14 protein-coding genes and 1 riboswitch are annotated in these 14,235 nt (G+C 60.5%); of the genes, 5 read left to right on the top strand and 9 right to left on the bottom strand.

From position 1 onward, the window contains the following. Positions 1–190: 190 nt before the first annotated feature. Together AB8B31_RS20970 and epmA are read right to left on the bottom strand one after the other, a co-directional pair. Entirely contained in the window at positions 191–1,243 is a 1,053-nt protein-coding gene (locus tag AB8B31_RS20970) for a lysine-2,3-aminomutase-like protein (RefSeq protein ID WP_028733575.1), read from the bottom strand. Then, positions 1,240–2,301 carry an EF-P lysine aminoacylase EpmA gene (gene epmA, locus AB8B31_RS20975; protein ID WP_018244035.1) on the bottom strand — a complete coding sequence of 354 codons (1,062 nt, stop codon included), beginning with the start codon at positions 2,299–2,301 and terminating at the stop codon, positions 1,240–1,242. The genes AB8B31_RS20970 and epmA overlap by 4 nt, the downstream gene beginning before the upstream one ends. Before the next feature lie 148 nt (positions 2,302–2,449). On the opposite strand from epmA, the gene efp reads away from it, so the two are divergent. Beyond that, a complete protein-coding gene (gene efp, locus AB8B31_RS20980; protein ID WP_018244036.1) occupies positions 2,450–3,019 on the top strand; it encodes an elongation factor P in 570 nt (189 codons plus the stop codon). Between the two features lie 173 nt (positions 3,020–3,192). On the opposite strand, the gene AB8B31_RS20985 is transcribed toward efp, so the two are convergent. Next, a complete protein-coding gene (locus tag AB8B31_RS20985) occupies positions 3,193–3,867 on the bottom strand; it encodes a GntR family transcriptional regulator (RefSeq protein ID WP_018244037.1) in 675 nt (224 codons plus the stop codon). A gap of 148 nt (positions 3,868–4,015) precedes the next feature. On the opposite strand from AB8B31_RS20985, the gene AB8B31_RS20990 reads away from it, so the two are divergent. The 4 genes from AB8B31_RS20990 to AB8B31_RS21005 all read left to right on the top strand — a co-directional run bounded on the left by AB8B31_RS20990 (position 4,016) and on the right by AB8B31_RS21005 (position 7,905). Next, on the top strand, positions 4,016–4,942 hold the full coding sequence (locus AB8B31_RS20990; RefSeq protein WP_028733576.1) for a substrate-binding periplasmic protein: 927 nt from the start codon (positions 4,016–4,018) through the stop codon (positions 4,940–4,942). Between the two features lie 9 nt (positions 4,943–4,951). Further along, the gene (locus tag AB8B31_RS20995; protein ID WP_018244039.1) at positions 4,952–5,701 is read left to right on the top strand and encodes an amino acid ABC transporter permease; all 750 of its coding nucleotides are present in this window, start codon (positions 4,952–4,954) and stop codon (positions 5,699–5,701) included. Then, positions 5,698–6,498 (top strand): amino acid ABC transporter ATP-binding protein, encoded by an 801-nt coding sequence (locus AB8B31_RS21000; RefSeq protein WP_028733577.1) that lies wholly within the window; start codon positions 5,698–5,700, stop codon positions 6,496–6,498. The genes AB8B31_RS20995 and AB8B31_RS21000 overlap by 4 nt, the downstream gene beginning before the upstream one ends. Positions 6,499–6,708: 210 nt before the next feature. After that, positions 6,709–7,905 carry an NAD(P)/FAD-dependent oxidoreductase gene (locus tag AB8B31_RS21005; protein ID WP_028733578.1) on the top strand — a complete coding sequence of 399 codons (1,197 nt, stop codon included), beginning with the start codon at positions 6,709–6,711 and terminating at the stop codon, positions 7,903–7,905. Between the two features lie 62 nt (positions 7,906–7,967). On the opposite strand, the gene AB8B31_RS21010 is transcribed toward AB8B31_RS21005, so the two are convergent. From AB8B31_RS21010 to metA, 6 genes are all read right to left on the bottom strand, one after another. Continuing rightward, positions 7,968–8,696, bottom strand: coding sequence for an SIS domain-containing protein (locus tag AB8B31_RS21010; RefSeq protein WP_028733579.1), 729 nt, complete (start codon positions 8,694–8,696; stop codon positions 7,968–7,970). A 121-nt stretch (positions 8,697–8,817) separates the two neighbouring features. Then, complete coding sequence (gene nagA, locus AB8B31_RS21015; protein ID WP_028733580.1) at positions 8,818–9,969, bottom strand: N-acetylglucosamine-6-phosphate deacetylase; 1,152 nt, start codon at positions 9,967–9,969, stop codon at positions 8,818–8,820. Then, positions 9,969–11,000, bottom strand: coding sequence for an SIS domain-containing protein (locus AB8B31_RS21020; protein WP_028733581.1), 1,032 nt, complete (start codon positions 10,998–11,000; stop codon positions 9,969–9,971). The genes nagA and AB8B31_RS21020 overlap by 1 nt, the downstream gene beginning before the upstream one ends. Next, on the bottom strand, positions 10,997–11,770 hold the full coding sequence (locus AB8B31_RS21025; RefSeq protein ID WP_003543751.1) for a GntR family transcriptional regulator: 774 nt from the start codon (positions 11,768–11,770) through the stop codon (positions 10,997–10,999). The genes AB8B31_RS21020 and AB8B31_RS21025 overlap by 4 nt, the downstream gene beginning before the upstream one ends. Before the next feature lie 162 nt (positions 11,771–11,932). After that, positions 11,933–12,955, bottom strand: coding sequence for an aldose epimerase family protein (locus tag AB8B31_RS21030; protein WP_026230966.1), 1,023 nt, complete (start codon positions 12,953–12,955; stop codon positions 11,933–11,935). Positions 12,956–13,181: 226 nt separating this feature from the next. Continuing rightward, positions 13,182–14,105, bottom strand: coding sequence for a homoserine O-acetyltransferase MetA (metA, locus tag AB8B31_RS21035; RefSeq protein ID WP_028733582.1), 924 nt, complete (start codon positions 14,103–14,105; stop codon positions 13,182–13,184). Positions 14,106–14,152: 47 nt separating this feature from the next. Then, positions 14,153–14,230: riboswitch (SAM riboswitch) on the bottom strand. Between the last annotated feature and the right edge of the window lie 5 nt (positions 14,231–14,235).

A 14,235-nucleotide genomic window follows, 5' to 3' on the forward strand; every position in this document is an offset into this window, starting at 1 on the left:
AACAGAACATTCCGCTAATTAATTGAGTTAAATATGACTGAGGCTCATAGTTAGGATTTTAGCGATCCTTTCCGCACTGTCGTAAACAACCATTTTATATCAGTGACTTATGATAATTTCGACGCTGCGACACACTCTAGCGTCTGGCGTGGCGAGTACAGAAATGACACGCAAAACGCCGACTTTTGTCTCAATCGGCGGGCGGATAGGAATGCTCGCCACCGCGATAATCGGTGACGGAATAACATCCGTCGCCGGTCGCCCGGATCGCGCTCCCACTGACGACGGCCTTGCCGTGACCGCCTGGGATATCGAGGATGTAGGCCGGCTGGCAGAGACCGGAAATCCGCCCGCGCAGCGCCGCGACGATCTCCTGCCCCTCTTCGATCGTCACTCTGAAATGGCCGGTGCCAGGCGCCAGATCTGGATGATGCAGGTAATAGGGTTTGACGCGGATTTCGATGAAAGCCTTCATCAATTCCGCAAGCACGGCGGGATCGTCGTTGACACCCTTGAGCAGCACCGACTGGCTGACCATGGCGATGCCGGCATCGACGAGGCGGGCGCAGGCGGCCCGCGCTTCCGGCGTCAGTTCTCTCACATGATTGGCGTGCAGAGCCACATAGACCGTCTTGCCGCTTGCCCTCAGCGCGTCGATCAGCGCCGCATCGATCTTTTCGGGATCGACGACCGGAACGCGGGTGTGGAAACGCACGATCTTCACATGCGCGATCCCGGCAAGCGTCTCCATGATCTCGTGGAGCCGGCGCGGCGAAAGCACCAGCGGATCGCCGCCGGTGAGGATGACCTCCCAAATCTCCTCGTGACCGCGGATATAATCGAAAGCGGCCTGCATCGCCGCGGCATCGAGCGTGCCGAGGCCCTGCGGCCCGACCATTTCGCGCCGGAAGCAGAAGCGGCAATAGACCGGGCAGACATGCACGGCCTTGAGCAACACACGATCGGGATAGCGGTGAACGATCCCTTCGACGGGGCTGTGGGCATGATCGCCGATCGGATCGGCGCGTTCTTCGCGGGCGACCGTGAGTTCGGCTATATCAGGCACGAATTGCCGAGCGATCGGATCACTGGGATCGGTGCGGTCGATGAGCTTGCTGATCGCAGGCGTCAGGGCAATCGCGTAACGCGCGGCAACCTCCTCGAGACTTGCGCGATCGGCAGACGCGACCAGTCCTGCCTTTACAAGATCGTCGACGCTCTTGATCGGTTTGACGACATTCATCTTCCGTACTCCGCAACCGGCGCCCAGAGCACCTGGTCGATGCGTGATGCTCCCGTTGCGAGCATCACCAGCCGATCGAAGCCGAGCGCGATGCCGCTTGCCTCAGGCATCAGCGCCAGTGCGGCAAGGAAATCCTCGTCGATCGGATAGGTCTCGCCGTAGATCCGTGCCTTCTCGGTCATCTCGATCTCGAACCGTCGCCGTTGTTCGGCAGCGTTGGTAAGTTCGCCGAAGCCGTTCGCCAGCTCGACGCCGCAAGCATAGAGCTCGAAACGCTCGGCAACCCTGGGGTCGCGTGCCGAGGGACGCGCAAGTGCTGCCTCCGAGATCGGATATTCGTCGAGGATGGTGATACGGCCGAAGCCGAGATACGGCTCGATCTTTTCGACCAGCACCCGGCTGAAGAGATCGGCCCAGCCGTCGTCATCGGCAACACGCATGCCGACGCGCCTGAGCTCGGCCGCTAGATGGTCGCGATCGGTCGAACCGTCGGCGGCGACCGAGGCGAGAAGATCGATGCCGGCATGACGCTCAAACGCTTCGGCAACGCCGATCCGCTCCGGCCCGGCAAAGGGATCGCTCTCGGCGCCGCGATAGGCAAGCTTCCCGGTCTTCACCGTTTCGGCTGCAAGCGCCAGGATCCGCACGCAATCCATCATCAGGCTCTCGTAGCTTTCGCCGGCCCGATACCATTCGAGCATGGTGAATTCGGGATGGTGCAGCGGCCCGCGCTCGCGGTTGCGATAGACATGGGCAAAACACGAGATGCGTTCCTCGCCCGCCGCAAGCAGCTTCTTGCAGGCGAATTCCGGCGAGGTGTGCAGGTAGAATGGCGCCTTTTGCCCATCCGTCGTCAGTGCTTCCGTGGCGAAGGCATGCAGATGTGCCTCGTTGCCGGGCGATACCTGCAGCACAGCCGTATCCACCTCGACGAAGTCCTCGCGCGCGAAAAACCCGCGCAACGCCGCCTGGATCGCATTGCGCCCGATCAGGAACGGACGGCGGTCGGCATGCACGGACGGGGTCCACCAGGGGGACGCTTTCGCCGAAGAGTTCATTCCAAGCTTTCTTCGCCGGAGAAGCCGGTATAGGGGGTGGCTATTTCCCGGATTTTAGGTTAGTTGCGCCCCAAAGAAAAACATTTGCGTCTTCGGAGCGTCTCGGCAGTCATCTACGACGCCGAAAGCCGAGTTACAAGGAAGTCTTATGGTCAAGGTCATCGCCTCTTCTGTCCGCAAGGGCAACGTTCTCGATGTCGACGGCAAGCTTTACGTCGTTCTCACCGCCCAGAACTTTCATCCGGGCAAGGGCACACCGGTCACCCAGGTCGACATGCGCCGCATCGTCGACGGCGTGAAGGTTTCCGAGCGTTGGCGCACCACCGAACAGGTCGAGCGCGCCTTCGTCGAGGACGTGAACCATCAATTCCTCTACGAGGACGGCGAAGGCTTTCACTTCATGAACCCTGGAAACTACGATCAGGTCGTCGTCGATGTCGACACGATGGGGGACGACAAGGCTTATCTGCAGGAAGGAATGACCTGCGTTCTGTCAATGCATGAAGGCATTGCGCTGGCGATCCAGATGCCGCGCCACGTCACGCTCGAAATCATGGAGACGGAACCGGTCGTCAAGGGCCAGACGGCATCGTCCTCCTACAAGCCGGCCATGCTGTCGAATGGCGTGCGCACCCTGGTGCCGCCGCACATCAACGCCGGCACCCGCGTCGTTATCGCGACGGAAGACAATTCCTACGTCGAACGCGCCAAGGACTGATCCTGGTTTTCATCCGTTCAGGAGGCCGGCTCACACCGGCCTCTCACTGAGATGTGGAATTCAGGCAGGTGTCGATGCCGAGTCCACTCGCAGCACGAGATCGTTTCGGACGGCTCATTCTGCCGGAAATATCTTCGTTCAGCTGAAGCTGCATCCAATCCCCAGATCCGAATTCAGATTACCTTCCGGACCTCGCTCTCAAAGCTCATGACATGAGCCATCGCGATCTTTTCGGCCTCATCTGCGTCACCTCTGCACACCGCCTCAAGCATGAGGACCTGATCATGCAAGACGTCCTCAAGGCGCGGCACCAAACTTGGAAACCGTTTCATGGCGACGTACAGGATTCTCAGCGACAGATTGTGGTAGTGATCCAGCGTATCGGACAGGAAAGGGTTTTTCGCCACTTTGTAAATGAAGCGGTGAACCCGGCGATCGAGAGCAAGTATGTCCTCCAACGCCATCGGACCGGTTGTTTGCTTGAGCTCATCGATCAGTTGCCGCGCTTCTTGCCGCTCGAACTCGCGCAGCCTTTCCGCAGCTAGTCGGGTCGCCCAGGACTCGATCCGTGCTCGCGCCTCATAAACCGCAGTAAGATCATTGATATCGATCTTGCTCACAAATGTGCCGCGCCGCGCGCTGACGACAACGAAACCATCATATTGCAGACGCTGAATCGCCTCCCGGACCGGCGTGCGCCCGACGTCCATGCGTTTCATGATTTCGGCTTCGCGCAGAAGCGTGCCCGGAGGAAGCAGCGTCGTAATGATGTCGTCGCGCAGCCGAATGTACGTCCGTTCCGCCAGTGTCGATTCCGCCGCTTCGTAATCCACTTCGAATGCCGACATATTCAGCGTTTTCCTCTCTCTGCCCGTTTCCGCATAGCTAGACGCTTTTCCGCCTAGAAAAAAGCCGCTCAACGAATCTGCTTGACTCCATATCATGTCTGCATATTCTTAATATATCAGCAATATATAACCACAAAGAGGGGTTCCAATGAAACATGCTGAATTGACGAAAAAATCGCAGGCAAACGGGATTATTGCCTTGGCGGTCTTGGGTTTGGGGCTATTCGCGACGGCGGTGCCATCCACTGCAAACGCCGACGATCTGGAGCTGATGAAGCCGGGCACGCTCGTCGTTGCAGTGCAGCCTTACATGCCCTATACGGCGGTCAAGGATGGAAAGCTGGTCGGTCTCGACAGCGACATCCTGACAGCCGTGGCCGATAAGCTCGGCCTCAAAATGGAAATCAACGTCACCGACTTTCCAGGCATGCTGGCTTCCGTCCAGACGCAGCGGGCTGATATAACCATTGGCGGAATTGCATGGTCCGACGCTCGCCAGAAGGTCGGCCTGTTCACGGACCCTCCGTACTATTCGCCGCCGGCCATGGCGGTGAGCGGCAAGGCGAGCTTTCCGGATGTTGCGAGTCTGGAAGGCAAAAATCTCGGCACTGTGACGGGGTATGTCTGGGCGAAATCGATCGCGCAGGTCCCTAACGCATCACCACATACGTTCCCGAACGCCGAAGGTGTGTTCCAGGATATTTCTTCCGGACGTCTGGACGTTGGCTTTCTTGATCCGCTGCTGATCACCTATCAACAGCAGCAGCGCCCCGACATGAAGGTCCGCATCGAATATCTGAAGCCGCCGACAAACGAACAGGTGGCCGCACACCCCGATTACAAATATTTTCAAGCCTACATGACCGGATTCTACCTTCCCAAGCAGTCGCCGAAGCTGGCCAAGGCTGTATCCGATCAGATCGACGGCATGTACAAGGATGAATCCCTTGCGGCTTTGATCACGAAATGGGGCGGCGATCCCAAGCAGTTCCTGGTTCCATCGCCCGAGATGGCGGCACAGCGGCGCGGCGTTGACCGTCCCGCCGACTGGAACCCGCCTTCCATCGCGAAGTGAGATCGGGGCATGACGGCGCTGTCATCCTTCACCGATGTTTTCCAGGTTCCCTGGAATGACTACGTCGGAAGCATTGCCGGGGGTCTGCTCAGGACCCTCGGCTACACCGTGGCCAGCTTCATTGGCGCGACGATTCTTGGTCTTGCACTTGCGTTGATGAGGCTCAACCGGCTGCGGCTCGTCCGCGTCCCTGCAGCGTTCTATACCGAGCTCTTTAAAAACGTACCGCTTCTGGCGATCATATTCCTCACATACTTCGGCCTGCCTTCCGTAGGCATCAGGCTGGAGGTTTTCGAGGCTGGAGTGTTGAGCTTGGTGCTCTTCTACGCCGCTTACCTGTCCGAGATCTTTCGGGCCGCTATCGCCGGCGTACACCAAGGACAGCAAGAGGCGTCTCAAGCTCTCGGGCTAGGGCGCGGCAAAACGTTCACCCATGTCGTCCTGCCGCAGGCAGTGCGGCTCGCGCTTCCCGGTACGAACACAATGTTCGTCGACCTGATCAAGTCGACCTCGCTGCTTGTCACGATCTCCGCCGCCGAACTGATGACGCAGGCACAGTTGATAGCCTCGGAAACATTCCGAGCGCTTGAAGTGTATCTCGTGATCTCTACGGCCTATTTCGCTATCTGCTACCCGGTGTCACAATGTTTGCTTCTGCTGGAGCGCAAGATCCATGCGGGCGTGCCATTGTCCTTGGCCAGAAGGCGCCGGCTGAAATTAGCGAGGACCTACCTCGCCGAGGGGAAGATCTGCCCATGACGACCATCCCTGCCAAAACTCCTTTCGTGTCACGGCAGCCGGTCGGACGCCCGGCCGTCAAAATCAGCGGATTGCGCAAGTCTTTCGATGGGCGCCTGGTGCTTGACCGCGTCGATCTCGAGGTTCCCGCTGGCAAGATCGTGAGCATCATTGGCCAGAGCGGCGGAGGAAAGACCACCCTCATGCGCTGCGTCAATTTGCTTGAACGTCCCGATCAGGGAACGATCACTGTCGGCGATGAGACGATCTTCGCCAATGGCGAGGTGACCTGCCGCAACCTTGCAAAGCTTCGGCAACGTGTCGGCATGGTGTTTCAGCGCTTCAATCTGTTCCCGCATCTGACGGCCGTGGAGAACGTCGTTCTCGCTCAGATGCATGCAGCCGGGATCGGCGAGAGAGAGGCTGTGGAACGGGCCGTGGAACTTCTGACGAGAGTAGGCCTCGCCAAACGGGCGATGGCTTATCCGGAACAGATGTCGGGCGGCGAGCAGCAGCGTGTGGCGATCGCACGCGCCCTGGCGCTAGAACCAACGGTGTTGCTGTTCGACGAGCCGACATCGGCGCTCGATCCTGAATCGACCGGGGAAGTTCTACGCGTCATGCGGGAACTTGCGGCCAACGGCATGACGATGATCCTGGTCACGCATGAGCTGCCCTTCGCGAAGGAAGTGTCCGACTGGGTCGTGTTCATCGACAGTGGTCTTATCATCGAGCAGGGAACCGCCAGAGATGTCCTTGACCGTCCAACCGAAGCACGCACGGCGGCTTATGTCGCGCGCTACGCTTCGCCAGGCTAAAGCATGTCGCGCAAAAGTGTGCAGCGGTTTTGCGGCAACGACATGCGTAGAAATAAAGAGCTAAAGCGCAAGGAGCGAATCTGAAAGATCGCGACGCGCCTTAGTCCTCGATTGAACCGAACCGGCCCGGCGGCGCATGGCGCCGCCGGGTTGGCGAATTCACATAACGGATCGCGGCATCACAAGGCGCCGAGGTAGATACATAATTTCATGGACAAGCTAACGACAGATATCGCCGTCATCGGCGGCGGTGTGATCGGCGTGGCAACCGCGCTGCGGCTACGTGCAGACGGTCGCGATGTCGTAGTGATCGAACCTAACAAACCCGGTTCGGGAGCATCTTACGGCAATGCTGGAACGATCGCCGACTATGCAATCATTCCCGTCGGTACGCCCGCCATCCTCAAAAACCTGGCCTCGCTGCTTCTCAATTCCGACAGCCCGCTGTCCATCCGCAAAACGGCATTGCCCACGCTGTTTCCTTGGCTGATGCGTTTTGCCTACGAATCTCTCCCGCACAGATACAGAGACAATACGAGCCGCATCGCCAACCTTCTGTCCGACGCTTCATCGGAATGGCTCGAACTCGCGGCAGAGATCGGCGCATCCGATCTTTTGAGCGCGAAGGGATGCCTCTATCTCTACCAGACGCCCGAGGCCTTCAAGGCAGCCGCTTCGGATGTCGAGCTTCGCCGAACCTATGGGATAGCGCAGCAGCTTCTCACACCCGACCAGGTGCAAAGCCTGGAGCCTCGGCTGCCGCAGGTCCATGGCGGAGGGCTTTTCTTTCCGAAAGCGATAAACTTCACCGATCCCGGCCAGGTCATGAGCGTGATGGAAGCCGCCGCCAAACGAGCGGGCGTCGAGTTCGTTCGAGACTCGGTGACGACTATTTCGCGTGAGCGGAGCGGAGTGAGGATGATGGCTTCGGCCCACAGCATCCATGCTCGAGCGGCGGTGATCGCTGCCGGCGCCCATTCCCGCGGTCTGGCTCTGCAGCTCGGAGAGCGGGTCCCCCTGGATACCGAGCGGGGTTATCATCTCGAATTCGATATGGAAACATTGCCGGTGGAACGACCGGTATGCCCGACGCATCACGGATTTTATTTTTGCCCGATGCGCGGCCGCCTGCGGGTGGCCGGCACTGTGGAACTCGGAGGCATCACCGCGCCTTCGAACCCAAGGCGCCTCGAAGTGTTGTTGGCAAACGCTCGCAGGATTTTCCCGACGCTTGGCGAACCAAGCCGCAGTTGGATGGGCTTCCGCCCTTCCATGCCCGATTCCGTTCCGGTCATCCGGCCTTCAAGAGGAGGAAGGGACGTGGTGTTTGCTTTTGGACACGGGCATATCGGTTTGACGCTGGCACCGCGGACGGCTCGGATGGTCAGCTCCATTCTTGCCGCTTGATCGCGTCAGGAGCATGTCGTGACATACGGAACTGTGATTGCGACACCGCTTCGCTCCCATCATCAGAGATGCGGGTTGCGCGGCCGGTATTTCTTGACGAGTTTCTGGTTGATCTCGGCAGCGCCCGGCATATTGGCGCTGAGATAAATTGGCGCATCGCCGGATTTCGAAAGCTCCGAGGCGACTTCGGCGAAGATCGCATTGATGACCGTCACGCCGACTGCCGTCGAGACCGGCCCGACCCGAAGCCCCGTGCCTTCGAGATCGACAACGGCATCACCCGGCGGCAGCCCGTTATCGAGCACCACATCGGCCACGTCGGCGAGCCGCCGGCGGCCATTGGCGATCGCTGAGGAATAGGCGATCGAAGTGATGGCAATCACCTTTGCGCCGATTTCGCGCGCATAATCGGCGGCCTCGATCGGCGCGGCATTCACGCCCGAATTGGAGGCGATGATGATGACATCGCCCGGCTGCATGCCGTAACGCTCCAGCATTGGCCGCACCAGGCCCTGCGTGCGCTCATAAACCGAACTGATGACCGCACCCTCGTGCAGCATGGCCGAGCCGACGAGCACCGGCACGGTGAAAGCGAGCCCGCCGGCACGATAGTGCACCTCTTCCGCCAGCATGTGCGAATGGCCGGTGCCAAAGACATAGACGCGCTTGTCGCCGTGGGCAGCATCGAGGATGACGGCTGCTGCCTGCGCCATCGGCTCGGCAAGCACCTGCTTCAGCTCTTCCAGCCGGCCGATCAGGTTGGAGAAATAGGCATCGGTAATGTCGGTCATCCCGCTTCTCCTAGAGCATGTCGCGCAAAAGTGTGCCGCGGTTTTGCGATAACGACATGCGTAAAAACAAAGATCTAAAGCGCGAAGAGCGAATCTGAAAGATCGCGACGCGCCTTAGCGTTCAGGCCGCTTCGCCGCTGAGCCAGGTGGCGGTGACGGCAAGCGCATCGGTCAGATGCACGAGATCGGCGCGTGTCCCCGGCGAGAGATGGCCGCGATCAGCAAGCCGGAGGAAGCGGGCGGGATAAAGGGTCGCCATGCGCAACGCCTCGGCGAGCGTCAGATCGAGATAGGTGACGCCGTAACGGATCGTCGAGATCATATCGACATCGGAACCGGCCAGCGTGCCATCGGAAAGCACCAGCTTCGAGCAGAAGCCGCCTCTTTCGCGCCGGACGGTGCGCCCGTTCAGCGTGAACGAATCCTTCTCCGAGCCGACGAGCGACATCGCGTCGGTGACGAAGAACAGCTTGCCTTCGCCGCGCTTGGCGCGCAGTGCCGTGCGCAAGGCCTTCGGATCGACGTGATGGCCATCGGCGATGATGCCGCACCAGGTCGAGGGATGATCGATCGCCGCGCCGACGAGACCGGGCGCACGGTGTCCCAGCTGGCTCATGGCGTTGAAGAGATGCGTGACGCCCCGCGCGCCGGCATCGAAACGTTCTTCCGCCGCCTCGCTCGAACAATCGGAATGGCCGATGCTGATGGTGACACCGGCTTCCGCAAGCTCGCGCACCTGGGCAACCGTCACCTGCTCGGCCGCCATTGTGACGAGCAGCGTTCCGATCGCCTCGCGTGCCTGGATGAAGGCCTTGACGTCGCGGTCCTCCACCGGTCGCATCAGTTCGGCCAGATGCGCACCCTTCCTCGCAGGCGCCAGATGCGGACCTTCGAGATGCAGACCGGCAACGCCGCGGTTCGCCTTGACAGCCTCCTTGGCCGCCTCGATGGCGGCAATGGACGCTTCTGATGTATCGGTAATCAGTGTCGGCAGCAGCGACGTCGTGCCATAGGGCCGATGCCCGCCGGCGATAATGTCCATCGAGGCGGCGGAAGGCTCGTCGTTCAGCATCCGCCCGGCGCCGCCATTGACCTGCGCATCGATGAAGCCGGCCGACAGAATACCGCCCGCAAGCGTCACCACCTCGCCGTCCGGCAGATCATCTCTGGCAGCGATCGCTTCGACGCGGCCATCGGCAACGATGAGCGCCTTGTCGTCATGGAAGCGCTCGCCGTCGAAGATGCGGGCGCCGAGGAAGATCTTGCGGACCATCAGACCGTCTCCGTCACCTTGAGCAGGTTCGCCGGCTTGTCGGGATCAAAGCCCTTGCGGCGCGTCACCGACTCGATCAGCCTGTAATAGACGAGCAGCGACACCAGCGGATCGACGAGGCCGTTGCCCGTCGTCGGCACGCGCAGATGGACACCGGAAAGCGGTTGCGCCGAGAAGCCGACAGTGGTGGCGCCGAGCTTCTGCAGGCGCTCCAGCGCCTGGACATTGTTGGCGAAGGCCGCATCGTCGGGTGCGAAGGCGACGATCGGGAAGCCCGGCTGCACCAGGCGCATGGGGCCGTGCATCAGTTCCGCCAGCGAGAAGGCCTCGGCATGCAGGCCGGAGGTTTCCTTGGCCTTCAGCGCCGCTTCGAGCGCGATCGCAAAGGCCGGGCCGCGGCCGGCGGTATAGAGCGAGGTCGCGTTGAAGAGCACCTCCTCGGCTGCCGCCGTGTCAATCCCGGCGGTCGCCGAAAGCGCCTCCGGCAGCTCGTCGAGCGCCGCCTGCAGGTCGGACGCGCCGCCGATCGCAGCCGTCACGCCGGCAAGGGCGGCGACCGAGGCGATGAAGGATTTCGTCGCCGCGACGCTCTTTTCCGCGCCGGCATTGAGGCCGAGAACGATATCGGCCTGTTTCGCAAGCGGGCTGTCGGTGACGTTGACGACGGCGATCGTCGTCGCTCCGCCCTTCTTCGCCGCATCCTGCAACGCGACGATATCGGGGCTGGCACCCGACTGCGAGACGGTGAAATGGACGCCGCCCTTCAGATGCAGCGCCGCACCGTAGACGGAAGCGATCGACGGACCGACCGAGGCGACCGGTACGCCGCAGGTAATCTCGAAAAGATATTTGAAAAAGGTGGCGGCGTGGTCCGAGGAGCCGCGCGCCGCCGTCGTCACCACGCTCGGGCGGGCGGACGAAAACAGCCGGGCAATCTCGGCAAAGACCGGTTTTTCCTTTTCGAGAAGCGTGGCCACCACCTCTGGCGATTGGCCGGCTTCTTGCAACATCAGTGACTGGTTGTCATTCATAGGTCATCTCCGATTCTCAATTCGGCTACGAAATCATAGGCATCGCCGCGATAATGCGAGCGGGTGTATTCGACGACGCGCTGGTCTTCCAGGCGCGAGACACGTTCGATCAGGAGCGCCGGCGCGCCTGATTTGACGTTCAGGATTGCGGCGGAGGACGGGTCGAGCGTGACCGCCGTCAGCCGCTGCAGCGCGCGCACGGGCCTGTGGCCGCTGGCCGTCAGCGCATCGTAGAGCGATCCCTCGCCACCGGCATCGTGCCCCAGGAACTTGATCGGCACCACGGCGCGTTCAATCGCCAGCGGCAGGCCGTCGGCAAGGCGCAAGCGGTCGAGTCTCAGCACCGGCTCGTCGCCGCCGAGGCCGAGCAGGAAGGATTCCTCCGGCGACGGCGTATTGACCGCCCGCGACAATATCCGTGCGGCCGGCAGACGCCCGCGTGAACGCATGTCGGCGGAGAAGGAGGAAAGCCGCCAGAGCGACTGTTCCATGCGCTCCACTCTGCTCGACACGAAAGTACCGCTTCCGTGGCGCGATTCCAATGCGCCGGACGCCATCAGATCGCGATAGGCGGTGCGCACGGTCACACGGCCGAGCTTCAGAGCTTCGGCAAGGTCGCGCTCGCCCGGGAGTGCGGTGCCGGGCTTCAGCAGCCCTTCCTGAATGAGGCCGGTCAGCGTCTGCGCCAGCCGCTTGTAGAGCGGCCCGGTCAATGCCTCGTCACGCAGGCCGCGGCTATTCAATTCCGCTATCAGACTGGTTCTATCCATGGACGCACAATAGAACCTATATAGGACCAATCGGCAAGACAGAATCGAGTGCCGAAAGAAAAAACCCTCGCCGGCGGGCCGGCGAGGGTTTCATAGCGACCAAATCTGACAACCGTGCGTCGACAGCGCCCCGCGTTAGAAACGCGCGGCGCTGGAGGACGCTCAGTTCTTGGTGAAGATATAATCCGTCTCCTGGCGCAGCACTTCGCCGGGGCGCAGAACCGCATTCGGAAAACCTTGGTGATTGATGGCATCCGGCCAGACCTGCGTCTCCAGGCAGAAGCCGGCGAATGGACCGTATTTGCGCCCGCCGATGCCGGGAGCCCCGGTATCGAGCTTGAAGCCGGCATAGAACTGTACGCCTGGCTCGGTGCTGCGCACTTCCAGCGACACACCGGAATAAAGGCTGCGGGCGAGCGCGACGGTTCGTTTGGCGGTGCGCTCGGCGGACAGGCAGAAATTATGGTCGTAGAACACCTGTTCGCTGCCGACGAAACGCTTCATCGGCGCCATCTCGCGGAAATCGAATTCGGTGCCCTCGACGGAACGGATCTCGCCGGTTGGCACCTGCTTCTCATCGGTCGGCAGATAATGATCGGCGGCAATCATGATATCGTGGCCAAGCGCATCGTCGCGACCGTCGAGATTGAAATAGGCGTGCTGGCAGACATTGGCGAGCGTCGGCTGGTCGCTGGTCGATTCGTAGGTGATCGACAGTTCACCGTTGCCATGCACCCAGAAAGTCGCCTGGATGGTGCAATTGCCGGGATAGCCGGCGCGGCCATCGGGATCGACGATCTTCAGCACCACGCGGTCGACGTCATGCTCGACGATCGTCCAGTTGCGTTTGGCGATATTGTCGCTGCCGCCATGCAGATGCGTCACGCCGTTTTCATTCAGTTCGAGCTGATAGTCCTTGTCGTCAAGCGTAAACCTGCCGCCGCCGACGCGGTTGGCGCAGCGGCCGGGTGTCGCGCCAAAATAGGACGAATAGAGGGGGTAGCTGTCGAAATCGTCGAAGCCGAGCTGCAGCGGCGCGTCATGTCCCTCGAGGCGCAGATCCTGGATGACTGCGCCCCAGCTCATGATCTTGGCCGTCAGCCCACCGCCCTTGATCACGACGCGATAGACGGTCTCGCCCGCCTTCGTCTGCCCGAAAACGTCCCGCTCCAACTTATCCGACATCATCGACCGTCCATTCTATCTCTGCTGCAAATTCCTCAATTCGGAATCGATTTGAGGAATTTGCAGCGATTCAAACTGTGCATTGCACGTCCGATGAAGACGCGCGGTGTGGTAGGGTTCGGGACAGGAACCTGCCCGCATTTGCTTCAATCCGCAACCGGCGGATCAGAAAGAAAATGCCGCAGCAGTGAGGCGGCGGCACCGGCTCGGGGCGCGATCGGCAAGGTCAGATGTCCGTGCCGATCTCTTCCACATCAAAGGGCGTCGTCTGGTAGATTTCGTTGATCCAGTTGCCGAACAGGAGATGCGCATGGCTGCGCCAGCGGTTCTGCGGCGCAAGCGCCGGATCGTTATGCGGGAAGTAATTGTGCGGCATCTTGATCGGCACGCCGGTATCGACGTCGCGAAAATACTCGTCGGAAAGCGAGGTGGAATCATATTCGACATGGTTGAACATGTAGAGCCGCCGGCCCTTCTTCTCGTGCACGAGACACACGCCCATCTCGGGTGATTCCATCAGGATCTCCAGGTTTTCGGACTTCTCGATATCGGCGCGGCGCACTTCGGTCCAGCGCGACACCGGCACTTCGAAATTGTCGGAAAAGCCGTTGAGATAGATGGACGAAGGCTTCAGGTTGCGGTGGCGGTAAACCCCGAAGGCCTTCTCTTTGAGCTCGTATTTCGGAACGCCGTGGAAATGATAGATCGCCGCCATCGCGCCCCAGCAGACGTTCATCGTCGAATGGACATTCGTTTCCGTCCAGTCGAGAATCTGCTGCATCTCCGCCCAATAGGTGACGTCCTCATAGGGCAAGAGCTCGATCGGCGCCCCGGTGATGATGAAGCCGTCGAACTTGCGGTGTTTTACCTCCTCCCAGGTCTGGTAGAAGGCAAGCAGATGATCTTCTGACGTATTCTTCGCCTTGTGGCCGCCGATACGGATGAGCGACAGTTCCACCTGCAGCGGCGAGGCGCCGACGAGACGCGCCATCTGCAATTCGGTCTTGATCTTGTTCGGCATGAGGTTGAGCAGCCCGATCTGCAACGGTCGGATATCCTGACGGATCGCCAACGTCTCGGTCATCACCCGCACACCTTCCTGAACCAGGGTTTCGAAGGCGGGCAGCGTATCGGGGATCTTGATGGGCATTGCGGTCACTCGATCAAAAACAAAAACCGGCGGCGAAAAAAATCGCTACCGGTCCGCACGCGGCCCTTTAGCGATTTTTTTAACGTGGCTGCAAGCCGGCCGGCCAAATCACCACGGAGCGCTTTAATTA

Source organism: Rhizobium sp. 62_C5_N11_2 (genome assembly GCF_051811185.1).
GTDB classification, from domain to species: domain Bacteria; phylum Pseudomonadota; class Alphaproteobacteria; order Rhizobiales; family Rhizobiaceae; genus Rhizobium; species Rhizobium leguminosarum.

Bases quoted from the DNA above. Each gene is read 5' to 3' on its own strand.
- metA (WP_028733582.1), bottom strand. From the start codon at position 14,105: ATGCCCATCAAGATCCCCGATACGCTGCCCGCCTTCGAAACCCTGGTT.
- AB8B31_RS20990 (WP_028733576.1), top strand. From the start codon at position 4,016: ATGAAACATGCTGAATTGACGAAAAAATCGCAGGCAAACGGGATTATT.
- AB8B31_RS20995 (WP_018244039.1), top strand. From the start codon at position 4,952: ATGACGGCGCTGTCATCCTTCACCGATGTTTTCCAGGTTCCCTGGAAT.
- AB8B31_RS21010 (WP_028733579.1), bottom strand. From the start codon at position 8,696: ATGACCGACATTACCGATGCCTATTTCTCCAACCTGATCGGCCGGCTG.
- AB8B31_RS20985 (WP_018244037.1), bottom strand. From the start codon at position 3,867: ATGTCGGCATTCGAAGTGGATTACGAAGCGGCGGAATCGACACTGGCG.
- AB8B31_RS21020 (WP_028733581.1), bottom strand. From the start codon at position 11,000: ATGAATGACAACCAGTCACTGATGTTGCAAGAAGCCGGCCAATCGCCA.
- efp (WP_018244036.1), top strand. From the start codon at position 2,450: ATGGTCAAGGTCATCGCCTCTTCTGTCCGCAAGGGCAACGTTCTCGAT.
- AB8B31_RS21030 (WP_026230966.1), bottom strand. From the start codon at position 12,955: ATGTCGGATAAGTTGGAGCGGGACGTTTTCGGGCAGACGAAGGCGGGC.
- AB8B31_RS21005 (WP_028733578.1), top strand. From the start codon at position 6,709: ATGGACAAGCTAACGACAGATATCGCCGTCATCGGCGGCGGTGTGATC.
- AB8B31_RS20970 (WP_028733575.1), bottom strand. From the start codon at position 1,243: ATGAATGTCGTCAAACCGATCAAGAGCGTCGACGATCTTGTAAAGGCA.
- epmA (WP_018244035.1), bottom strand. From the start codon at position 2,301: ATGAACTCTTCGGCGAAAGCGTCCCCCTGGTGGACCCCGTCCGTGCAT.
- AB8B31_RS21000 (WP_028733577.1), top strand. From the start codon at position 5,698: ATGACGACCATCCCTGCCAAAACTCCTTTCGTGTCACGGCAGCCGGTC.
- AB8B31_RS21025 (WP_003543751.1), bottom strand. From the start codon at position 11,770: ATGGATAGAACCAGTCTGATAGCGGAATTGAATAGCCGCGGCCTGCGT.
- nagA (WP_028733580.1), bottom strand. From the start codon at position 9,969: ATGGTCCGCAAGATCTTCCTCGGCGCCCGCATCTTCGACGGCGAGCGC.